The sequence below is a fragment of the Brevundimonas sp. EU05-FHT14B11 genome (genome assembly GCF_058790835.1).
In genome coordinates this window covers 792,159-812,019 of record NZ_JBYTCY010000001.1, presented here as the reverse complement: position 1 = coordinate 812,019, position 19,861 = coordinate 792,159, and the positions used below count along the sequence as shown (strand labels likewise).

Annotated in this window: 19 protein-coding genes; 9 read left to right on the top strand and 10 right to left on the bottom strand. The window is 69.9% G+C overall.

Annotated elements, in window-relative coordinates; translation table 11 throughout:
* The first annotated feature begins 35 nt into the window (after positions 1-35).
* The 6 genes from AC3WRV_RS04150 (at position 36) to AC3WRV_RS04125 (ending at position 6,534) form a co-directional block, all read left to right on the top strand.
* The gene (locus AC3WRV_RS04150) at positions 36-914 is read left to right on the top strand and encodes a peptidase (RefSeq protein WP_291837201.1); all 879 of its coding nucleotides are present in this window, start codon (positions 36-38) and stop codon (positions 912-914) included.
* 178 nt (positions 915-1,092) lie between these two features.
* A complete protein-coding gene (gene zwf / locus AC3WRV_RS04145; protein WP_492312252.1) occupies positions 1,093-2,553 on the top strand; it encodes a glucose-6-phosphate dehydrogenase in 1,461 nt (486 codons plus the stop codon).
* Entirely contained in the window at positions 2,546-3,253 is a 708-nt protein-coding gene (gene pgl, locus AC3WRV_RS04140) for a 6-phosphogluconolactonase (protein ID WP_492312251.1), read from the top strand. The genes zwf and pgl overlap by 8 nt, the downstream gene beginning before the upstream one ends.
* Positions 3,253-5,145, top strand: a complete 1,893-nt coding sequence (edd, locus tag AC3WRV_RS04135) for a phosphogluconate dehydratase (protein WP_492312250.1) — start codon at positions 3,253-3,255, stop codon at positions 5,143-5,145. The genes pgl and edd overlap by 1 nt, the downstream gene beginning before the upstream one ends.
* A gap of 51 nt (positions 5,146-5,196) precedes the next feature.
* Positions 5,197-6,168, top strand: coding sequence for a glucokinase (gene glk, locus AC3WRV_RS04130; protein WP_492312249.1), 972 nt, complete (start codon positions 5,197-5,199; stop codon positions 6,166-6,168).
* Between the two features lie 81 nt (positions 6,169-6,249).
* Positions 6,250-6,534: a hypothetical protein gene (locus AC3WRV_RS04125; RefSeq protein ID WP_291840976.1), complete on the top strand. Its 285-nt coding sequence runs from the start codon at positions 6,250-6,252 to the stop codon at positions 6,532-6,534.
* Positions 6,535-6,613: 79 nt separating this feature from the next.
* Here AC3WRV_RS04125 and AC3WRV_RS04120 read toward each other — a convergent pair whose 3' ends face one another.
* Genes AC3WRV_RS04120 through AC3WRV_RS04095 form a run of 6 tightly spaced genes read right to left on the bottom strand, consistent with a single transcriptional unit; the run spans position 6,614 to position 12,327 of the window.
* Positions 6,614-7,003, bottom strand: a complete 390-nt coding sequence (locus tag AC3WRV_RS04120; RefSeq protein ID WP_291840974.1) for a hypothetical protein — start codon at positions 7,001-7,003, stop codon at positions 6,614-6,616.
* Positions 7,000-8,298, bottom strand: coding sequence for a homogentisate 1,2-dioxygenase (hmgA, locus tag AC3WRV_RS04115; RefSeq protein ID WP_492312248.1), 1,299 nt, complete (start codon positions 8,296-8,298; stop codon positions 7,000-7,002). Before hmgA ends, AC3WRV_RS04120 begins: the two co-directional genes overlap by 4 nt.
* Before the next feature lie 24 nt (positions 8,299-8,322).
* Positions 8,323-8,673, bottom strand: a complete 351-nt coding sequence (locus tag AC3WRV_RS04110; protein ID WP_492312247.1) for a hypothetical protein — start codon at positions 8,671-8,673, stop codon at positions 8,323-8,325.
* 36 nt (positions 8,674-8,709) lie between these two features.
* The gene (locus AC3WRV_RS04105) at positions 8,710-9,963 is read right to left on the bottom strand and encodes a hypothetical protein (RefSeq protein ID WP_492312246.1); all 1,254 of its coding nucleotides are present in this window, start codon (positions 9,961-9,963) and stop codon (positions 8,710-8,712) included.
* A 52-nt stretch (positions 9,964-10,015) separates the two neighbouring features.
* Positions 10,016-11,137, bottom strand: coding sequence for an acyl-CoA dehydrogenase family protein (locus tag AC3WRV_RS04100; protein WP_492312245.1), 1,122 nt, complete (start codon positions 11,135-11,137; stop codon positions 10,016-10,018).
* A 5-nt stretch (positions 11,138-11,142) separates the two neighbouring features.
* The gene (locus tag AC3WRV_RS04095; RefSeq protein ID WP_291838619.1) at positions 11,143-12,327 is read right to left on the bottom strand and encodes an acyl-CoA dehydrogenase family protein; all 1,185 of its coding nucleotides are present in this window, start codon (positions 12,325-12,327) and stop codon (positions 11,143-11,145) included.
* 142 nt (positions 12,328-12,469) lie between these two features.
* Between AC3WRV_RS04095 and AC3WRV_RS04090 the strand changes: the two genes are divergently transcribed.
* Positions 12,470-13,000 carry a GNAT family acetyltransferase gene (locus tag AC3WRV_RS04090; protein ID WP_492312244.1) on the top strand — a complete coding sequence of 177 codons (531 nt, stop codon included), beginning with the start codon at positions 12,470-12,472 and terminating at the stop codon, positions 12,998-13,000.
* 10 nt (positions 13,001-13,010) lie between these two features.
* On the opposite strand, the gene AC3WRV_RS04085 is transcribed toward AC3WRV_RS04090, so the two are convergent.
* Together AC3WRV_RS04085 and AC3WRV_RS04080 are read right to left on the bottom strand one after the other, a co-directional pair.
* Positions 13,011-13,664, bottom strand: coding sequence for a hypothetical protein (locus AC3WRV_RS04085; RefSeq protein WP_492312243.1), 654 nt, complete (start codon positions 13,662-13,664; stop codon positions 13,011-13,013).
* Positions 13,665-13,694: 30 nt separating this feature from the next.
* A complete protein-coding gene (locus tag AC3WRV_RS04080; protein WP_291838610.1) occupies positions 13,695-13,952 on the bottom strand; it encodes an Lrp/AsnC ligand binding domain-containing protein in 258 nt (85 codons plus the stop codon).
* Positions 13,953-14,000: 48 nt separating this feature from the next.
* Here AC3WRV_RS04080 and AC3WRV_RS04075 point away from each other — a divergent pair, with 48 nt between their 5' ends.
* On the top strand, positions 14,001-14,819 hold the full coding sequence (locus AC3WRV_RS04075) for an alpha/beta hydrolase (RefSeq protein WP_492312242.1): 819 nt from the start codon (positions 14,001-14,003) through the stop codon (positions 14,817-14,819).
* A 139-nt stretch (positions 14,820-14,958) separates the two neighbouring features.
* Positions 14,959-15,633 (top strand): bifunctional 4-hydroxy-2-oxoglutarate aldolase/2-dehydro-3-deoxy-phosphogluconate aldolase, encoded by a 675-nt coding sequence (locus tag AC3WRV_RS04070; protein ID WP_492312241.1) that lies wholly within the window; start codon positions 14,959-14,961, stop codon positions 15,631-15,633.
* A gap of 228 nt (positions 15,634-15,861) precedes the next feature.
* On the opposite strand, the gene AC3WRV_RS04065 is transcribed toward AC3WRV_RS04070, so the two are convergent.
* Complete coding sequence (locus AC3WRV_RS04065) at positions 15,862-16,746, bottom strand: hypothetical protein (RefSeq protein WP_492312240.1); 885 nt, start codon at positions 16,744-16,746, stop codon at positions 15,862-15,864.
* Between the two features lie 133 nt (positions 16,747-16,879).
* Positions 16,880-19,723: a M16 family metallopeptidase gene (locus tag AC3WRV_RS04060; protein ID WP_492312239.1), complete on the bottom strand. Its 2,844-nt coding sequence runs from the start codon at positions 19,721-19,723 to the stop codon at positions 16,880-16,882.
* Between the last annotated feature and the right edge of the window lie 138 nt (positions 19,724-19,861).

Sequence of the window (19,861 nt, the reverse complement as noted above, 5' to 3'; positions counted from 1 at the left end):
GCTGTTCGTTCAAACTATTCCTGGGGAATAAGGAAATGCTGATCCGGTCTCTCATCGCCGCCACGGCCGCGCTGCTGCTGGTTGCGCCCGCGGCCCAGGCGCAGGATCCGTCCGCCAAGGCGACCTTCGGCGACGTCTCCCTGAGCTCGGGCTTCACCCCCGATCCTCACTCGGTCTCCCTGACCGCCGGCGGCTCCATCGACGCCTCGACCATCGGCTCGCCCTGCCGCGGCTCGATCGCCCGCGCCCCCGACTTCGAGCTGACCTACAGCTCCGGCTCGCTGCCGCTCTACATCTACGCGGTGTCCAGCTCGGACACGACGCTGGTGGTCAACGGTCCGGACGGTCAGTGGTACTGCGACGACGATTCCAACGGCGGCACCAACCCGCAAGTGACCTTCAACAGCCCGCGCTCGGGCACCTATGACATCTGGGTCGGCACCTTCAGCGGCGGCACGACCTCGGCGACCCTGAACATCACCGAGCTGTCCGGCGACCGCGGAGGCGGCGACGGCGGTTCTCCCGACACCACCCTGACCGCGACCTTCGGCGAAGTCAGCCTGAGCTCGGGCTTCACCCCCGATCCGCACCGCGTCAGCCTGACGGCCGGCGGCTCCCTCTCGGCCTCGAACGTGTCCTCGTCCTGCCAGGGCTCGATCGCCACGGCGCCGGACTATGAGATCACCTACAGCGCCGGCTCGCTGCCGCTGGCCATCCGCACCGAGGCGAACACGGACACCACCCTGGTGGTCAACGGCCCCGACGGCCAGTGGTACTGCGACGACGACAGCGGCGGCGGCACCAACGCCCAGGTCTATTTCGCCAAGCCGGCGTCCGGCACCTACGACATCTGGGTCGGCACCTACGGCGGCGGCAACCAGCCCGCCACCCTGCTGATCACCGAAGTGCCGTAGGCCCGGCGCCTCCCTAATCGGAACCGCTGCGGGCGCCGGGGATTGACCCGGCGCCCGTTTCGCTTTTCCACCTTGGCCGTCACATGGTGTTTCAGCCCGCCGCGCCACTGTTGGCTAGGCGGGCGTAAGCGGCCAAAGACCCTTCATCCCGAAGGGTTCAACAAGTGAAGGAGCACGAATGGCGGCCCTGGTGCTGTTCGGCGGCGGCGGCGACCTCGCCATGCGGATGCTTCTGCCTTCGCTCTATTTCCTCGAGCATGACAGCCTGCTGCCCGACGATCTGAAGATCATCGGCGCCGCCCGCTCGGACGAGAGCCGCGACGAGTACGTCGAAAAGGTCCGCGCTTCGGTCGAGGGCAAGGCCCGCGCCGACGACGCCTGGTCCGAGGCCGCCTGGTCCCGCATGGAGGCCCGCCTCGACTATCTGCCGGTCGACGCCACCAGCGCCGAAAGCCTGAAGCCGCTCAAGGCCAAGGTCAGCGACGCCGGAGTCACCTCCTTCCTGGCCGTCTCGCCGTCCCTCTACGGCCGCATCGTCACCGCCCTGAAAGAGGCCGGCATGGCCGGGCCGAACGACCGCGTGGTGCTGGAGAAGCCCGTCGGCCGCGACCTGAAATCCTTCCTGGAGATCGACGACGCCGTCGCCCACGCCTTCCGCGAGAACCAGGTGTTCCGCATCGACCACTACCTGGGCAAGGAGACGGTCCAGAACCTGATCGCCCTGCGCTTCGGCAATACGGTGTTCGAGCCGCTGTGGAACAACCTGTCGATCGACCACGTCCAGATCACCATTGGTGAAACGGTCGGCGTCGGCGACCGCTGGCCCTATTACGACGAGTACGGCGCCCTTCGAGACATGCTGCAGAACCACATGCTGCAGCTGCTCTGCCTGGTCGCCATGGAGCCGCCGTCCGACCTCGACCCGGACTCGGTCCGCAACGAGAAGGTCAAGGTCCTGCGCTCGCTGCGCCCCATCACCCACGAGGAGGCCGAGCGCGTCACCGTGCGCGGCCAGTACGTGGCGGGAACCAGCGAGGGCAAGCCGGCCAAGGGCTATGACGAGGAACGCGGCCAGCCGTCGGACACCGAGACCTTCGTCGCCATCCGCGCCGACATCGACAACTGGCGCTGGGCGGGCGTGCCCTTCTTCATGCGCACCGGCAAGCGCCTGCCCGAGAAGCGCACCGAGATCGTGATCCAGTTCAAGCCGCTGCCGCACTCCATCTTCGACCGCGACGACCGCGGCGAGGTGCAGGCCAACCGCATGGTCATCGAGCTGCAGCCCGAGGAAGACATCTCGCTGACGGTGATGAACAAGAAGCCGGGCCTCGACCAGCGCATGCAGCTGCAGCCGATCAAGATGAGCCTGTCGTGGGGCGTGGGCGGCAAGGGCGACAAGCCGCCCCGCCGCCGCATCGCCTACGAGCGCCTGCTGCTGGACGCCCTGCACGGCGACTCCACCCTGTTCGTCCGCCGCGACGAGGCCGAACAGGCCTGGAAATGGGTCGACGAAGTCTCCGAGGCCTGGGCCGACGGCGACATCAGGCCCCAGGAGTACGTCGCCGGAACCTGGGGTCCCGCGGACGCCGACATGCTGATGGCCCGCACCGGCCGGGAATGGAATTCGTCGGATGCCTGAGATTGAAGTCTTCGCCGACGGCGCGACATGGGCCGAGGCCTGCGCCGCCCGGCTGACCGAAACCCTGTCGGGCGCCGTCGCCGAAACCGGTAAGGCCGTGTTCGCCGGTTCCGGCGGTTCGACCCCCGCGCCGATCTACGCCCGTATGGCCGCCGCCGGTATCGACTGGTCCAAGGTCGCCGTCACCCTGATCGACGAACGCTATGTCCCCGAGACCTCGCCGGACTCCAACGCGGCCCTGCTCAAGACCACCCTGCTGATCGGTCCGGCCGCCGCCGCCCGCTTCGTGCCCCTCTATACGCCCGAGGTCACCGTCGATCGCGCCGCCATCGTCGCCGCCCATGCGCTGGCCGCCGAGGGCGGCCGCCTCGACGCCGTCCTTCTCGGCATGGGGGAGGATGGCCATATCTGCTCCATGTTCCCCCAAAGCCCGACGCTGAAGACCCTGCTCACCCCGACCTTGGCGCCGACCGTCCTGGGCGTGCCCCATGGCCGCGACGGCATGGCTCCCAGCCTCGAACGCCTGTCGATCAACCTGCCCTATCTGATGCAGGCGCGCCGCGTGGTCCTGGCCCTGACCGGCAAGCAGAAGCGCGCCGTGTTCGAACGGGAGGCCGCGGGCGACCCGGCGACCCAGCCCATCGCCGCCCTGATCGCCGCGAACGTCCCGCTCGATGTCCTGTGGACGGAGACCGTCTGATGCCCAAGCTCCATCCCGTCGTCGCTCAGGTCACCGCCCGCATCACCGAGCGCTCCCACGCGACCCGCGCCGACTACCTGCGCCGCATGGACGCCGCCCGCGACAGCGGGATCGGCCGCGCCAAGCTCAGCTGCGCCAACTGGGCCCACGCCTTCGCCGGCGCCCCGATCAAGGACAAGCTCAACGCCATGTCGGGGTCGCGCCCCAACGTCGGCGTCGTCACCGCCTTCAACGACATGCTCTCGGCCCACCAGCCGTTCGAGCGCTTCCCCGAGATCATCCGCGCCGCCGTGCGCGAGGTCGACGCCACCGCCCAGGTCGCCGGCGGGACCCCCGCCATGTGCGACGGCGTCACCCAGGGCCGTCCGGGCATGGAGCTGTCGCTGTTCAGCCGCGACGTGATCGCCATGTCCACCGGCGTCGCTTTGACCCACGACGCCTTCGACGCCGCCATGATGCTGGGCGTCTGCGACAAGATCGTCCCCGGCCTGTTCATCGGCGCCCTGGCCTTCGGCCACCTGCCGGTCGTCTTCGCCCCCGCCGGGCCCATGCCCTCAGGCATACCCAATGCCGAGAAGGCTCGCGTCCGCGCCCTCTACGCCCAGAACCAGGTCGACCGTCAGACCCTGCTGGAAAGCGAGATCGGCAGCTACCACTCGCCCGGCACCTGCACCTTCTACGGCACCGCCAACTCCAACCAGATGATGATGGAGCTGGGCGGCCTGCACCTGCCGTCGACCGCCTTCGTCCATCCGGAAACCGGCCTGCGCGACGCCCTGACCGCCGCCGCCGCCAAGCGCGCGGTCGAGCTGGCCCGCACGGGCCGGGGCCGCATGGCCGACGTCATCTCCGAGAAGTCGGTCGTCAACATGATCGTGGCCCTGCTGGCCACCGGCGGCTCGACCAACCACGCCATCCACCTGGTCGCCATGGCGCGCGCCGCGGGCGTGTTGATCGACTGGACCGACATGGACCAGCTGTCGTCCGCCACCCCGTTGCTGGCTCGCGTCTATCCCAACGGCTCAGCCGACGTGAACGCCTTCCAGGCCGCCGGCGGCGTCGCCTTCGTCACCCGCGAACTGGCCCAGGCGGGCCACATCCACTCCGACGTCACGACCGTCATGGGCGAGGGCATCCAGCACTATTTCCAGGAGCCCTCGCTGGTCGATGGCGAACTGGTCTGGCGCGACGGCGTCACCGAGAGCCTGGACCGCGACATCCTGCGTCCCGCCTCCGACCCGTTCCAGAAGGACGGCGGCCTGCGCCTCGTCCAGGGCGACCTGGGTCGGGCCGTTATCAAGGTCTCGGCGGTCAAGCCCGAGAACCGCATCGTCGAGGCCCCCGCCGCGGTCTTCGAATCCCAGGAAGAGGCGCTGCAGGCCTTCAAGGACGGCAAGCTGAACCGCGACGTGGTCGTGGTCCTGCGATTCCAGGGCCCCAAGGCCAACGGCATGCCCGAGCTGCACAGCCTGTCGCCCGCCCTCAGCGTGCTTCAGGACAAGGGCTTCAAGGTCGCCTTCGTCACCGACGGCCGCATGTCGGGCGCCAGCGGCAAGACGCCCGCCGCCATCCACGTCTCGCCAGAGGCTCTCGCCGGCGGCCCCCTGGCCCATGTGAAGGACGGCGACATCATCCGGCTGGACGCCGAGGCCGGGGTGCTGACCACCATCGGCGTCGCGGGCCTGCGCGAACGCCCCGCCGCCCACCGCACCCAGGCCCACGCCGAGGGCTCGGCCTGGGGCTATGGCCGCGAGCTGTTCAGCGTCTTCCGCCAGACCGTCTCGACCGCCGAGGAAGGGGCCTCGGTCTGCTTCACCACGCCGACCGGCAGCCCGGTCAGCATCGACACCCCGCCCGACCCGAATATCGTCGACCGCGCCGTCGATGCCTGACGCCAATCAAGAAGAAGCCGCCGCGCGGCAAGGGATTCAAGGACAGCGCTCATGACCGTCAACTGGGACCGCACCCTGCTCGTCGGAGACGTCGGCGGCACCAACGCCCGCTTCGCCATCGCCCACATGATCGAGGGCAGGCCGGTGCTCGAGCATCACGAAAGCTTCCCGGCCGAGCGCTATCCGACCTTCCTCGAAGGCGTGAAGGCCTTCATCGACGGCTGCGAGGTGAAGCCCACCGGCGGCGTCATCGCCGTGGCCGGCGCGGTCACCGACGGCGAGATCGACCTGACCAACTCGCCCTGGCGGGTGTCGGAGACCGAACTGGGCACGCTGGGCCTGGAGCCGGTGCGCCTGATCAACGATTTCGAGGCCCTGGCCTGGGGCGCGCCGATCGTGCCGCCGTCCGAGCTGGCCTCGCTGGGCGGCCCGGAAGAGGGCGCCCCTCATTCGGCCATCGCCGTGCTCGGGCCGGGCACCGGCTTCGGCGTCTCCGCCCTGGTGCGGGACCAGCACGGCAATGAGATCGCCATGCCCTCCGAAGGCGGCCACGCCTGCTTCGCCCCGGGCGATCCGGTCGAGGACGAGATCCTGCGCATCCTGCGCCGCCGCTATGATCGGGTCTCCATCGAGCGCCTGATCTGCGGCCCCGGCCTGCTGAACATGCACCGGGCCCTGGCCGAGATCGACGGGCGCGAGACCCATATCGACGACCCGGCCCAGATCACCGCCGAGGCGCTGGAGGATCCGCGCAGCCAGTGCGGCGCCACGCTGGCCCGCTTCTGCGCCATCCTGGGCGCCGTGGCCGGGGACATCGCCCTGACCACCGGCGCCCGCGGCGGAATCTATATCGCCGGCGGCATCGCCCCGCGCATCCTGCCCTTCCTGAAGGCCAGTCCCTTCCGCGAGCGGTTCGAGCGCAAGGGCCGGTTCCAGGACTATATGGCGGCCATTCCCACGAAGGTGATCCTGCACAAGCACGCCGCCCTTCTGGGCGCCGCGCGGGTCGCCTTCGCGGCCTGACAGGTCACGGAAGTGTCACGGCCGCGTGAACCTTCCGGACCTAACGGTGTTTACCTCCCCGAACACAGGGAGTTAGTTCACATGCGCAAGTTCACCATCGCCGCCGTCGCCGCCTTCGCCGTCGTGGGCCTCGCCGCCTGCGGGGAAAGCTCGGCCGACAAGGCCGCCGAAACCCAGGCCGACGCGCTGGAGGCCCAGGCCGCCGCGACCCCGAACGAGGCCCAGGAGAAGGCCCTCAACACCGAAGCCGACCGTATCGAGCAACAGGCGGGCAACGCCGACGGCGGCATGACCACCTCGAACACCCCGAGCACCACCCCCTCGGGCGAGATGACCGCCCCGCCGGCCCCGGCTCCGGCCCACTAAGCCGTTCCGTCCACGGACGAACGAAGAAGGCCCCGCCGCTCTCGCGACGGGGCCTTTTGCTTGCGCGGCGCTCAGCGCGTCAGTCGACGCAGATCGTCGGCTCCGCCTTGCCGTTCTCGATCGTGGTGTAGCAGCCGAAACGGCCGCTGGCGGCCTGGCACTGGCCGACGGCGGGGGCGCCCGCGTTCGGCGTTCCGGCGACGTCCTCGATGCGGCAGTCTCCCTGGCAGTCCGAGCCGGTCGTGCAGCGCTTGCCCGCATCGGCGTAGGTGATCACGCAGCGCACGGTCTGCATCCGGCCCTGCGGCAGCATCTTGCCGCCCTGGGAGGCGCACAGGGCCGCGTCGGTGCTGCCCGCGGCGCTGGCCTGGGACTGTTGCGGCGCGGCGGTCGCGGCGCCGTCGGTGGCCGGCATCGGCTGGCAGGCGGCGGCCAGCAGGGCCGTCACGGCGATCATCAGTCGTTTCATTTAACGGCTCCCTTGGTGAATCCGGTCCAGACGTCGTCGTAGTCCAGCTGCATCGTCGGACTGGTTTGCGCCCATTCCGTGGTGCGGATCGGCATGCGCGTCTCGAACATGAAGGCCAGGGTGTTCTCGATCTTCACCGGCTTCAGCTCGGCGGCGACCGCCTTGTCATAGCTGGCCTGGTCCGGCCCGTGCCCGCTCATGCAATTGTGCAGCGACGCGCCGCCGGGGGCGAAGCCGCCCTCCTTGGCGTCATACTCGCCGGTCACCAGACCCATGAACTCGCTCATGACGTTCCGGTGGAACCACGGCGGCCGGAACGTGCCCTCGGCCACCATCCAGCGCGGCGGGAAGATCACGAAGTCGCAGTTGGCCGTCCCCGGCGTGTCGCTGGGCGAGGTCAGCACCGTGAAAATCGAGGGGTCCGGGTGGTCGAAACTGACAGTCCCGATCGTGTTGAACCTGGCCGTATCGTATTTGCAGGGGGCGTAGTTGCCGTGCCAGCCGACCACGTCCAGCGGACTGTGATCAAAGGTCGTCGCATACAGCCGCCCGCCGAATTTCTGCACGCACTCGGTCGGCCGATCCACGTCCTCGAACCAGGCGACGGGCGTCTCGAAATCGCGCGGATTGGCCAGGCCGTTCGAGCCGATCGGCCCCAGGTCCGGCAGGCGGAAGGCCGCGCCGTAGTTCTCGCACACATAGCCGCGCACGGGTCCGGAGACCTCGACACGGAACCGCACCCCGCGCGGAATGACCACGATCTCGCCGGGCCGGGCGTCGATCCGGCCCATCTCGGTGACGAAGGCCTGCGCCCCCTCCTGCGGCACGATCAGCAGCTCGCCGTCGGCGCAGTAGAAGACCCGGTCGGTCATGGAGCGGTTGGCGGCGTACAGGTGGATGCCCGTGCCGATCCCGGCCTCCGGATCGCCGTTGCCGCCGTAGGTGACCAGCCCCTCGACCCAGTCGGTCGGCTCGCCCGGCATCGGCAGCGGGTCCCAGCGCATCCGGTTGGGCGACGGCGGCGCCTCATGGAACGGCCCCGAGCGCACCCGCCCCTGCGCGAACGGTTTATAGGCCGGGTGCTGGGCCGAGGGCCGCAGGCGATACAGCCAGCTGCGGCGGTTCTCGCTGCGCGGCGCGGTGAAGGCCGTCCCCGACAGCTGCTCGGCGTACAGCCCCATCGGCGTCCGCTGCGGCGAGTTCCGCCCCTCCGGCAGCGCGCCGGGCACGGCCTCGGTCGCGAAATGATTGCCGAAGCCGGTCAGGTACTGAGGCGCGTTGGCTCGCGTCGTCATGTGGCGTTCTCCCTTGCGGGACGTTTAGCGGGGCGCGTCGGGTTCGTCACCCGTCGTCGTCTCTTCGACCGCTCCGTCCGGATTCAGGCGCACCCTGAACCGCATGGTCTGCGCGTCGATCAGCGCCTCCGAAGGCGATCGACGCTCGGCTACGGGAAGCTTTTCTAGGAGGTCTTGCGCCAGGCGGCGGGTGTGCGGCGTGTCCGGGCTGACCGATATCACCTTGCACCGCTCAGCAGGCTGATCGCGCGACGGATTGGGTCGCATGACGCATTCGACGATGACCGTCGGTCTCGAGTCCTGAACCGCGTCCGGCGGCGCACTGGCGCAACCGGTCAACGTCAGGATCGCGAATGCGCCGATCATCCTGCCCATACCCGCCTCTCCAGAATCGCTGACTTCCCCTATCGGTCATCGCGCGCGCAGCCGGAAGTCCCCGGGACGATCGCCCGGCTCCAGCGCCCGGTCCGGATTGAGCCGCAGGGTCCAGCCCGGTCCCTCGCGCCCATCCGCCGAGGTCGGCGCGGCGACGGTGACGCGCTTCCAGTTCGGGTCGATCAGCGCCCCGTCCGTCACCTCCAGCACGCCCCAGCTGTCGACCACCCGCAGCGTCGGATAGACGGCGCCGTTGCCGCCCAGCACCACGATGGTGCTCGGGTTGAAGCTGATGTTCATGTCCTCGAACGCCAGCGTCAGGCGGGGTCCGTCCACCAGCTTCGCCGTCCAGGCCGCCGCCACGGCGCGGGCCCGTTCGGCGCGCTGCGCCTCGTCGGCCCGGATCCCCACGCCGTCATAGCGGGCCTCCGCCGCCGGGGCCTCGACGGCCGGTGCGCCGGTCCGCGCGGCCAGCAGGGCGCCCAGGTCGTCCCCGGCGCCCAGTCCCCGCCGCCAGTCGGACGCGGCCGCGTCCAGCAGCAGGCCGTAGGGTGGGCCCGAGAAATAGGCGAAGTTGCGTACGAAGCTGTTCTGTTCCTCCGCCAGCGCCAGCCCCTTCAGCGCCTCCGCCACGGCGTCGCCGCCCGACAGGCGCACGCCGGTGTACTGCGCCAGCCCCTCGTTCATCTCCAGCTGCCGCTCCTGGTCCCCGGCCTGCGCGGTCAGGGTCCGCCGCGCCGCGCGGAAGGCCAGCGCGTCCGCCACGGCCTGGTCCCGGGCGGCCGGGTCCCCGGCGCGCAAGGCGGCCGCCAACGCCCGCCATTCCAGCCGCATCAGCACCCGGCCCTCGGTCGTCGACAGGTGTTCCGGCGTCGGCGATCCCGCCGGCAGGCCCAGGTCCCTCTGCACCCCGTGCCAGATCTCATGGGCCAGCAGCGCCCGGCGCTCGGTCGGATCCTCGGGCAGGGGCCGGATCAGCATGGCCCAGCGCACGCCGTCCCAGTCCACCGCCGTGTTCGCGATGTTGACGGTCTCCGGCAGGGTTCCGACGAACAGACCGCCCTCGGGTTTCAGGGCGTCGCTGTCGCCGCGCCGGGCCGTATGGACGGTGCGCGTCGCCGGATCGACCAGCAGCACCGGCGTGCACAGGGGCGCGCCCCACAGCGCTCCGCCGTCGGTCTCGCAGATCGCCTTGGCCTCGGCGAAGGTTTCGGCCGGGCCCGGACCGGCCTGGGCCAGTGCGGCGCCCCCGATCAGCGTCGGGATGATGGAAAGCAGCAAGGCGCGCATGAGAGTCCCCCTGGGCCCTACTTCCGCCCGCCATTGTGACGCTTTCGGGGCTTCAGAACCCCTGGCTTTGCGCCATCCGCTCCTGGTGGAATCCCGCGTCGCCAAGCAGTTCGTTCAGCACCCGCACCCGCTTCATGAACAGGCCGACGTCGAACTCGTCGGTCATGCCCACGCCGCCATGCATCTGCACCGCTTCCTGCACCGCCAGTTCGGCCACCCGGCCCGCCTTGGCCTTGGCCACCGACACGGCCAGCGCCGCGTTCGGCTTGCCGGCGTCCAGCGCCTGCAGGGCGCCGATCGTCGCCGCCCGGGCGATCTCGATCTCGCTGTACAGATGGGCCGCCCGGTGCTGCAGGGCCTGGAACTCGCCGATCAGCTTGCCGAACTGCTGGCGGGTCCGCAGGTACTCCAGCGTGACCTGGAAGGCCTGGTCGCCCGCGCCGTTCAGCGACGCCGCCGCGCAGGCCCGGCCCAGGTTCAGCGCGCCTTCCAGCAGGGCCTCGCCGCCGTCCACCGAACCGATCACCGCGTCCGCATCGACCTCGACATCGGTCAGGGTCACCCGCGCCGCATTGTGCGCATCGACCATCACCGTGCGCTCGATCTCCACGCCCTGGGTCTTCGGATCGACCAGGAACAGGGTCAGGCCGGTCTCCGTCAGCGCCGCCACGATCAGGGCGTCGGCCACGTGGCCGTCCAGCACGAAGCCCTTGGCGCCGTTCAGCTTGAAGCCGTTGCCCGCGCGTTCGGCCACCGTCGCGATCCTGGACGGCGCATGCTTGGCGCCCTCGTCGACGGCCAGCGACATGATCGCCTCGCCCGCCGCGATCCTCGGCAGCCACAGCGCCTGCTGTTCAGCCGAGCCGCCGTCGGTCAGCACCTTGGCCGACAGCACGCCCGAGCCCATGAAGGGCGACGGCGTCAGGGTCCGCCCCAACGCCTCGGCCACCACCCCGGCCTCGACCGCGCCCAGGCCCGAGCCGCCGTGCTCCTCGGGGATGATCACGCCCGCGAAGCCCATCTCGCCGAACGCCTTCCAAAGGTCGCGCGACACCCCGTCGGCGTCGCGGCTGTCGCGCAATTTCCGCAGGTGGGCGATGGGCGCGTTCTCGCTCAGGAAGCCGTCGGCGGCTTCCTTCAGCATGGTCTGCTCTTCCGTCAGGATCAGCGGCATGGGCGTCAGGCTCCCGGCAGTTGCAGAAGGTGTTTGGCGATGATGTTCAGCTGCACCTCGCTGGTGCCGCCTTCGATCGAGTTGGCCTTGGTGCGCAGCCAGTCGCGGGCCGCGGTGCCGTTGCGCGACCGCTCGCCTTCCCACTCCAGCGCCTCGGCGCCGCCCGCCGCCATCAGCAGTTCGTGGCGGCGCTTGTTCAGCTCCGAGCCGTAGTATTTCAGCATCGAGGCGATGGCCGGATGGGCCTGGCGGGCCTTCATCTGATCGCCCGCCCGCTCCATCGCCAGACGGAAGGCCGCGGCGTCGATCTCCAGTTCGGCCACCCGCGCGCGCAGCATCAGGTCGTCCAGCCGGCCCTCGTCGTCGCTGCCGATGGAGTCCGTCGCCACCTGGCCCAGCGGCCGTCCGCCGCCCGCCTCGCCGATGGCGCCGATCATGGTCCGCTCATGGGCCAGCAGCGCCTTGGCCACGTCCCAGCCGCGGTTCAGCGTCCCGACCAGGTTCTCCTTCTCAACGCGCACGTCGTCGAAGAAGGTCTCGCAGAACGGGCTCTTGCCGCTGATCAGGGTGATCGGCTTGGTCGTCACGCCCTTCGTGGCCATGTCGAACAGCACGAACGAGATGCCCAGGTGTTTCGGCGCCGCCGGATCGGTCCGCACCAGGCAGAAGATCCAGTCAGCCTTGTCGGCGTACGACGTCCAGATCTTCTGGCCGTTGACGATCCAGTGGTCGCCCTTGTCCTCTGCTTTCGTCTGCACATTGGCCAGGTCCGACCCGGCGCCCGGCTCGGAATAGCCCTGGCACCAGCGGATCTCGCCGCGCACGATCTCGGGCAGGAAGCGCTTCTTCTGTTCCTCGGTCCCGAACTGCAGCAGCGCCGGGCCCAGCATCCAGATGCCGAAGCTGGACAGCGCCATCTGCGCGCCGATGCGGCGCAGCTCGGAGCCCAGCACCTTGGCCTCCTCGCGGCTCAGCCCCCCGCCGCCGTATTCCTTGGGCCACTCCGGCGCGGTCCAGCCGCGCGCGCCCATCCGCTCCATCCAGAGCTTGTGGGCCGGCGTCTTGAAGGTCGGATTGCGCCCGCCCCAGACCCGGTCCTCGTCATTGTCCAGCGGCCCGCGCACCTCCGGCGGGCAGTTCTCTTCCAGCCAGGCGCGGGTCTCCGCGCGGAAGGTCTCGAGATCGGTCATTTGAATCCCCGTCATCCCCCCGCAGGCGGGGGCCGCGTTTCCTCTTTCGACGACGCTAGCAGCACTCCGTTGCGTTTGACCACGGGTGACGTCGCGGCAACGCTCGAACCCGTGATCGCGTTACGCCGAAGAAGGAGCCTGCATGACCTACATCACCCGCGCCGTCTTCGCGGCGGCCAGCCTGCTGCTGATGCTGCTCGCCATCGGCCTCGTCGTCCTCGGTCTCAGGGAAGCGGCGGGGGCCTTCACCTCATCCGGCGACAGCTCGGCGGACGCCATCCTCGACACCCTGGGCTACGTCATCGTCGCCATCGCCGTCTTCGACGTGGCCAAATACCTGTTCGAGGACGAGGTCCGTCGCGGGTCAGAACGGCGCAGCGCCTCCGAGGCGCGCCGCAGCCTGACCAAATTCCTCTCCACCATCATCATCGCCCTCTTCCTCGAAGGCCTGGTCATGGTCTTCAAGACCGCCCGGGAGGACATCACCCAGATGCTCTATCCGACCGCCCTGATCGTCGCGGCCGTTCTCGTGCTGGTCGGGCTCGGCGTGTTCCAGCGCCTCTCGGCCACGGTGGAGGAAAAGGTCGGCGACGACGATGACGCCGAAGAGGCCCGCGACGAGGGTCGTCCCGCCCGCCCTGCCCGCACCAGGCCTGAACGGGCGAAAACCTGACGACCTGGCCTCAGTACACGCTGTCGTAGGCCCAGCCCGTCAGCCCGACCAGGTGCAGCCCGAACACGCGCACCGGCCCGCTCTCAGGCGACTGCCGTTCCACGAAGCGATAGCCGTCCGGCCCGTTGGACTCGACAACCCATTGAGCGCCGTCCAGCCCTGCGTCGCACGTGGCGGCCGTCTGTTTCAGGACCCCGGTATGCTCCACCACCCGCTTCAGGGCCGCGACCTCGCCGGTGGACAGGCGGCGCTCGATCCGCCTCGCGATCGTCCCCGGCTCATAGCCGCCGTGCCCGGACAGTTCGGTCGCCGCCATCGTCACCGCGCCGTCAGCACCCGTGTCCAGACGGATCACCACCGGCGCATCGAAGGTCCTCAGCCAGGTGAAGCGCAGGCTCCGCCCGTTGCTCCGGAACAGCGGCGCCTCCCCCGCGGCGGCCAGATGTCCGCCGTACCAGGCGGCCTTGTGCTCGTCCATCAGCGCCCGCCGGGCGCCCGGTCCGAACGGACCGCATCGCAGGATCGTCTCCTGTAGAGCCTGCGGAAACCAGGCCGCGCCCTCCCGGTCCCGCGCGCTGATCGGAAAGACCGGGTCGGGTCCCCCGAACGGTGGCGCGCAGCCGATCATGGCGACGGCGATCACACTCAGGAGGATACGGTTCACGCGCGACGTCCTCCGAATGCCTGCAGGACCCTAGCCCTTGGTCGGCAGGAACGGCGAGAAGGTGATCACGGTGAAGCTGTCACGGATGTTCGGCCGTGTCTGCACCGACCGGGTCACGAAGGTGCCGATGTCCAGATCCTTCGGCAGCTGGAACTTGGCCAGCAGGTCGTACTGGCCCGAGGTCGAATAGACCTCCGAGACGTATTCGACATTGTCCACGATGTCGGCGGCCACGTCGTTGGCGTGGCCCAGCTCGCATTTGATGAAGACGAAGATGGCGGTCATCATGGCGGCTGTCTCTCCTGGCGGTTCGGGGGTGGTCTAGCGGATGGCGACGTGGCTGATAAGGCGGTTGGCGAGATCGACTACGAGGCCGAGTACAATAACCGCGCCCGCGTGCCGGACCATCCGGCCGTCCTGAACCGCTGGAAGGCCGCCGCCGAGGCCGCCGTCGCGGCCCATGCGCCCGAGACCCTCGCCTACGGCCCCGGCGACCGCCAAGTCATGGACCTGTTCTCCGCCGGCCCCGACGCTCCCGTCGCCGTCTTCCTGCACGGCGGCTACTGGCAGGCGCTGGACAAGGACTGGTTCAGCGGGATCGCCCCCGCCTTCCTTCAGCACGGCGTCAGCCTCGCCATTCCCTCCTACGATCTCGCCCCCGCCGTGCGGCTGGGCGCCATCCTGAAGCAGGTACGCGCCGCCGTGGACCTGATCCGCGCCCGCAACGGCGGCAAGCGCCCCGTGGTCTTCGGCCATTCCGCCGGGGGCCACATGGCGGCCTGCATGCTTTCCGAGGCTCGCGCCTCCGCCGCCGTGGCCATCAGCGGCGTCTTCGACCTGCGCCCCCTGATCCACACCTCGCTGAACACGGCGCTGGACCTGGACGCCAACGAGGCCGCCGCCCTGTCGCCGATCTTCTGGCCGATTCCCGACGGCTCGACGCCGGGCGGCACGATCCTGGACTGCGTCGTCGGCGCCGACGAAAGCCCCGAGTTCCTGCGCCAGTCGCGGATGATGGCCGACCACTGGGGAAACAACGGCGTCCAGACCCGGTACGAGGCCCTGCCCGGCCTGAACCACTTCACCGTCCTGGGCCCGCTGTTCGATCCGGAGAGCGCGCTGGTGCGGCGGATCGTGGCGCTGGCGAAACAATAAGTTCCGCTCATCCCGGCGAAAGCCGGGACCCAGTGCTTTCGCCTTGCGGTCCGGGTGGGATAAGCATGACGGATCATGGGCTCTACCGGTCGCCCAAAGGACTGGATCCCGGCTTTCGCCGGGATGAGCGGAGATTGAAATGCGCCACGACCGCCTCGCCGTCCTCACCGCCCTCGAAGCGCAGGGCGTGGCCCCCGTCTTCTACAACCCGGACCCCGAGGTCTGCCTGAACGTCATCCGCGCCTGTTCGCGCGGCGGGGCCAAGGCCATCGAGTTCACCAACCGGGGCGACTTCGCCGTCGACCTGTTCGGCGACATCGCGCGCGAGCTGCAGAAGACCGATCCGGACATCATCCTGGGCATCGGCTCGGTGATCGATGCGGGCACGGCCAGCCTCTATCTGAACCGGGGCGCGCGCTTCATCGTCAGCCCCTGCCTGGTCCCCGATGTGGCCAAGGTCTGCAACCGCCGCATGACCGCCTACTTCCCCGGCTGCGGCTCGGTCACCGAGATCGGCCAGGCGCACGAGCTGGGCTGCGAGATCGTCAAGCTGTTCCCCGGCGCGTCCGTCGGCGGCGTCGACTTCGTCAAGGCGGTGCTCGGCCCCATGCCCTGGACCAAGATCATGCCCACCGGCGGCGTCGATCCCGACGAGGCCAGCATCGCCAAATGGTTCGGCAGCGGCATCGTCGCCGCCGGCATGGGCTCCAAACTGATCACCGACGCCGCCGTCAAGTCGGGCGACTGGACGGGCATCGAGGCGCAGGTCCGCAAGACGGTCGACGCCATTGCGGCGTTCCGGGCGTCGAAGTGAAGAGTGCTAGTGAGTAGTGAGTGGTGAGGCGGCTGGCCCAAGAGCGGCGCGCCCTTCGGAGCCGCCCCGCTCGTCTCTAATCACTACTCACCACTCACTCTTCACTCGCTCTCACAGCCCCAACGTCGGGCTGCCCAGATCCAGCTCCGCCGCCGGGATCACGACCACGTCCGGCTGCGCCCTCCACCCACCAGCCACTCGGGCCGACCCCCGATGCGTTTTCCTTGCTCAATCGGGACTGTCGTAAACGATGGGGATGGAGTTGGACGGCGCGATTTCGGCGGGGTCCGGCGAGGTCGATAGCACCAGCCCGCGGTCCGCCGCGTACAGGTAGCGGCAGCCTGGGCGGGCATTGCCGACCGCCACCTTCACACACACCTGGTTGTCCCTGATCGTGTAGCGGCCCTCGGCGCCATCCAGCGCCATCAGCAGCCAGCCGCCGTCCGCGGCGAACCTTTCGGATCCGCTCTCGGTGACCTCCGGCGATCTGGAGATGGTCCGCCCGACCAGGGTGGCGCGCGCCCGCTCCTCGCTGATCGGAACGGCCCCGGCGGACCGCCCTGAAGCCCCCCGACGGACCGACGAGGGCGGCCCCCGCTTGAGGTATCCGGAATTCTCAGCCGTCACCGCCGCCGCCTCGGCGGCCGTCGACAGGACGGCCCTGCCGTCGATCAGATAGGCATACCGACAGACCGGGTCGTCGGCCGCCTGAAGCCTCACACAGACCCGGTTCCCCGAGACGTCGTACACCCCCTCTTCGGCTCCGCGGCCCTGGAGCCGGTAGTGGCCGTTGTCGAAGAACATTTCGGTGGGGAAGTCGGAAACGGTTTCCGGCGGCGGGATCGTCGCGCCCGCCAGGTAGAACCTGACTTGATCCGGGGCGATAGGCGCCACGCGGCGGGGCGCCGCCTTGTCGGCCTGCCCTCCCGCCCGTCCTTCTTCAGCCGTGCAGCCGACCAGCATCGCAAACGTCGCGAGCGAAACCAGGACCGGCGATGGGCGGTTGATCAAGGGGCGCCTCCGGAGCTCAGACAGCCCCAGTTTCCGTCCGAACGCAATTTCCCATTCGCAGGATTTCGCACCCGGTGGACGACGCGCAACGCCGCCGCCCACCCTGCGGTCAGTCGCTTAGCTGAAAGTGATTAGTGGCTAGTGATCAGCGGATGGTCTGGACGGGGGGCAGCGCCGCACCCGACGACACCCCGCTGCCTACCAGCCACGAACCACTAATCACCAACCACTGGCTTCACAGCCCCAGCGTCGCGCTGTCCAAGTCCAGCTCCGCCGCCGGGATCACCACCACGTCCGGATGGACCGCGCGCAGGGCGTCGATGAACATCGAGGCCTGGCCGACCACCACCACATAGGCCTGGTCCGAGCCGATGGCCTGCGCCGCCGCGCGCACCGTCTCCGGCGTCGTGGCGTTGATCTTGCCGGCGTAGGTCCCGATCTCGGTCAGCGGCAGGCCGTAGGTCACGGCCTCGGCCAGCACCCCGCCCAGACCGCCGGTGGTCTCAACGTTGCGCGAGAAGCCGCCGGTCAGGAAGGCCTCGCGGTCGGTCACGGCCTGTTCGGTCACTGCCTCGGTCTTCAGCCGGTCGAACTCGGCCAGCACCAGGCCGACCACCTCGGCGGCGCTCTCATTCTTGGTCTGGGTGGTGGCGCTCAGCATGCCGCCGTCCAGCCGCGCGCCCAGCGAGGAATAGGCGCCGTAGCTCAGGCCGCGCTTGGCCCGCACTTCCTGGAACAGGTGGCCGTTCTGGCCGCCGCCCATGATGCTGTTGACCACCGACAGGGGGTAGTAGCTGTCGTCGGCCCGGCGCGGGCCGCGCACCGCCGCCGCCACCGCCGCCTGACCGGCGCCCGGCAGGTCGATCACGACGACGCGCGGTCCCGGCACGGCGCCCGCGCGCGGTCCCGTGACCGGCACGGCGCCCGAGGGCCGCTCCCAGCCGCCCAGGGTCCGCTCGGCGAAGGCGAAGGCCGCCTCCGGCTCCATGCCGCCGGTGATGATCAGGGCGGCGTTGTCCGGCCGCCACCAGCGGTCGTGGAAGGCGACGATCTCCTCGCGGGTCACGGCCCCGATCGAGGTCGGCGTGCCCGAGGTCGGCGCGCCGTAGGGCGAGGCGCCGAAGGCCAGGCGGTTCAGCACCAGATTGGCCAGCGGCCCCGGCTGGCGCAGGTTCACCCTGAGGGCGTTGACCGCCCGCGTGCGGTTGCGCGCCACCTCTTCAGGCGCATAGTCCGGGCGCTGGATCACGTCCGCCAGCACGGCCCCGACCTGATCGGCCGCGGCCACGGGCGCCGACATGAAGACCGCCGACGCATCCTGTCCCGCGCCGCCGCCGATGTTGGCGCCCAGCGCCTCCAGGGTGCGCGCGATCTCGGGGGCCGAGCGTCCGCCCGCGCCCTCGGTGGCCAGGCCGGCGGTCATCGAGGCCAGACCCGGACGGTCCGCCGGATCCGCCGCCGCGCCGCCGCCGATGACCAGCTGGGCGTTGACGATCGGCAGGTCGGTGGACTTGGCCACGATCACCCGCAGACCGTTGGACAGGGTCCGCTCCACCACATGCGGCGTCGCCATCGGACGCGGCGCGCCGGCGGCCGGCGGCGCCATCCGCTGGCCCTCGGGCAGCAGTTCGTTCGGCGGCAGGACGGCCGGCGGCACGCTCAGGAAGGTCGGGACCGGAACCGGGTTGCGATAGCTGTCCTCGCTGACGCCCGCCGGACGCTGGCTCTCGTCCTGATAGCGGATCGAGACCCGCGCCTGTTCGTCCAGGTATTTGCGGGCCACGCGCTGCACGTCGGCGGCGGTCACCGCCTGCACGGCGGCCAGGTTGGCGTCCGGCGCCGTGGGATCGCCCTCGTCGACCAGGGCCCGGCCCAGGATGAAGGCCCGGCCCGAGGCCGTCTCGCGCTGGCGCAGGGCCGACGCCACGATCTCCATCTTGGCCTCGGCCAGTTCGGCGGCGGTCACCGGCTGGTCGCGGATGCGCGCCAGCTGGGCGTTCAGCGCCGCCTCCACGTCGGGGATCGCCTTGCCCTGGGCCACGGTCGCCTGGACGGTGATCGTGCCCGCCTCCTCCATCTGGTCGGCGCCGAAGCTGGCGTTGGTGGCCAGCTGGCTGCCGTAGACCAGCGCCTGGTGCAGGCGCGAGCTGTCGCCACGCGACATGATGCCGGACAGCACGTCCAGCGCCGCCGCGTCCGGGTCCGACGCCTTCACGCCGGGGAAGATGGCGGCGATCGCCGGCAGGGGCACGTTCGGCGCATAGGCCTCGACCAGACGCGGCTGGGTGCGCGGCGGCGACACCGGACGCTCGAACACCGGCACCGGGCGGGCGGGGTTCTGGATGTCGGCGAAATACTGGTCGACCCAGCGGTCCAGCTGGGCCTGATCGAAATTGCCCGACACGATCAGGGTCGCCGTGGCCGGGCGGTAATAGGCCTCGTGGAAGGCGCGCGCGTCGTCGATGGTGGCGCTGTCCAGCTGCTCGATCGAGCCGATCACGCTGCGGCGATAGATGGACCGGTCGAACTCGTTGTCGCCGATGACGAAGCGGTCCAGCCGGCCGTACGGCGGCGCATAGACCCGCTGGCGCAGCTCTTCCTTCACGATGGAGCGCTCGGCGTCGAACACGGCCTGGTCGACCACCGGCCGCGCCATCCGCTCGGCGTGGGTCCACAGCATCGTCTCCAGATACTGCGGCGGCACAGTCTCGTAGTAGTTGGTCATGTCCTGGCCGGTGGAGGCGTTGCGGCTGCCCCCCGCGTTCTCGACCAGGGTCGAGATCTGGCCGTAGGGCAGGTTGACCGTCTTGCGGCTCAGGATGTGTTCGAACAGGTGGGCGAAGCCCGAGCGGCCCTCAGGATCGTCCTTGCCGCCCACGTCGTACCAGACCTGCACGGTCACCGTTCCGGCGGTCGCGTCGGGCATGGAATAGACATTCAGCCCGTTGGCCAGCTGGCGATGCGTGTACTGCAGCGGCGGCACGGTGATGGTCGCCGCGTCCTGCGCGAGGGCCGGGAAGGCCGGGGCGGTCAGGGCGAGCAGCGAGGCGCCCAGCAGGGCGGCGGTGCGGGTCATCATGGGGTCCCCCAAGGACAGTGATCTGAACCTCGCGACCCTAACAGCGGCGAAGCCCGGGTCGGATTTCAAGTTCGTAATGAAAAGGTCGGCCGCCGGATCCTGACCGGCGATCCTTTCACGCGGGGGCGGGCGGAAGTC

Coding starts and splice junctions, on each gene's coding strand:
- AC3WRV_RS04150 (WP_291837201.1), top strand. CDS start 36: ATGCTGATCCGGTCTCTCATCGCCGCCACGGCCGCGCTGCTGCTGGTT.
- zwf (WP_492312252.1), top strand. CDS start 1,093: ATGGCGGCCCTGGTGCTGTTCGGCGGCGGCGGCGACCTCGCCATGCGG.
- pgl (WP_492312251.1), top strand. CDS start 2,546: ATGCCTGAGATTGAAGTCTTCGCCGACGGCGCGACATGGGCCGAGGCC.
- edd (WP_492312250.1), top strand. CDS start 3,253: ATGCCCAAGCTCCATCCCGTCGTCGCTCAGGTCACCGCCCGCATCACC.
- glk (WP_492312249.1), top strand. CDS start 5,197: ATGACCGTCAACTGGGACCGCACCCTGCTCGTCGGAGACGTCGGCGGC.
- AC3WRV_RS04125 (WP_291840976.1), top strand. CDS start 6,250: ATGCGCAAGTTCACCATCGCCGCCGTCGCCGCCTTCGCCGTCGTGGGC.
- AC3WRV_RS04120 (WP_291840974.1), bottom strand. CDS start 7,003: ATGAAACGACTGATGATCGCCGTGACGGCCCTGCTGGCCGCCGCCTGC.
- hmgA (WP_492312248.1), bottom strand. CDS start 8,298: ATGACGACGCGAGCCAACGCGCCTCAGTACCTGACCGGCTTCGGCAAT.
- AC3WRV_RS04110 (WP_492312247.1), bottom strand. CDS start 8,673: ATGGGCAGGATGATCGGCGCATTCGCGATCCTGACGTTGACCGGTTGC.
- AC3WRV_RS04105 (WP_492312246.1), bottom strand. CDS start 9,963: ATGCGCGCCTTGCTGCTTTCCATCATCCCGACGCTGATCGGGGGCGCC.
- AC3WRV_RS04100 (WP_492312245.1), bottom strand. CDS start 11,137: ATGCCGCTGATCCTGACGGAAGAGCAGACCATGCTGAAGGAAGCCGCC.
- AC3WRV_RS04095 (WP_291838619.1), bottom strand. CDS start 12,327: ATGACCGATCTCGAGACCTTCCGCGCGGAGACCCGCGCCTGGCTGGAA.
- AC3WRV_RS04090 (WP_492312244.1), top strand. CDS start 12,470: ATGACCTACATCACCCGCGCCGTCTTCGCGGCGGCCAGCCTGCTGCTG.
- AC3WRV_RS04080 (WP_291838610.1), bottom strand. CDS start 13,952: ATGATGACCGCCATCTTCGTCTTCATCAAATGCGAGCTGGGCCACGCC.
- AC3WRV_RS04070 (WP_492312241.1), top strand. CDS start 14,959: ATGCGCCACGACCGCCTCGCCGTCCTCACCGCCCTCGAAGCGCAGGGC.
- AC3WRV_RS04060 (WP_492312239.1), bottom strand. CDS start 19,723: ATGATGACCCGCACCGCCGCCCTGCTGGGCGCCTCGCTGCTCGCCCTG.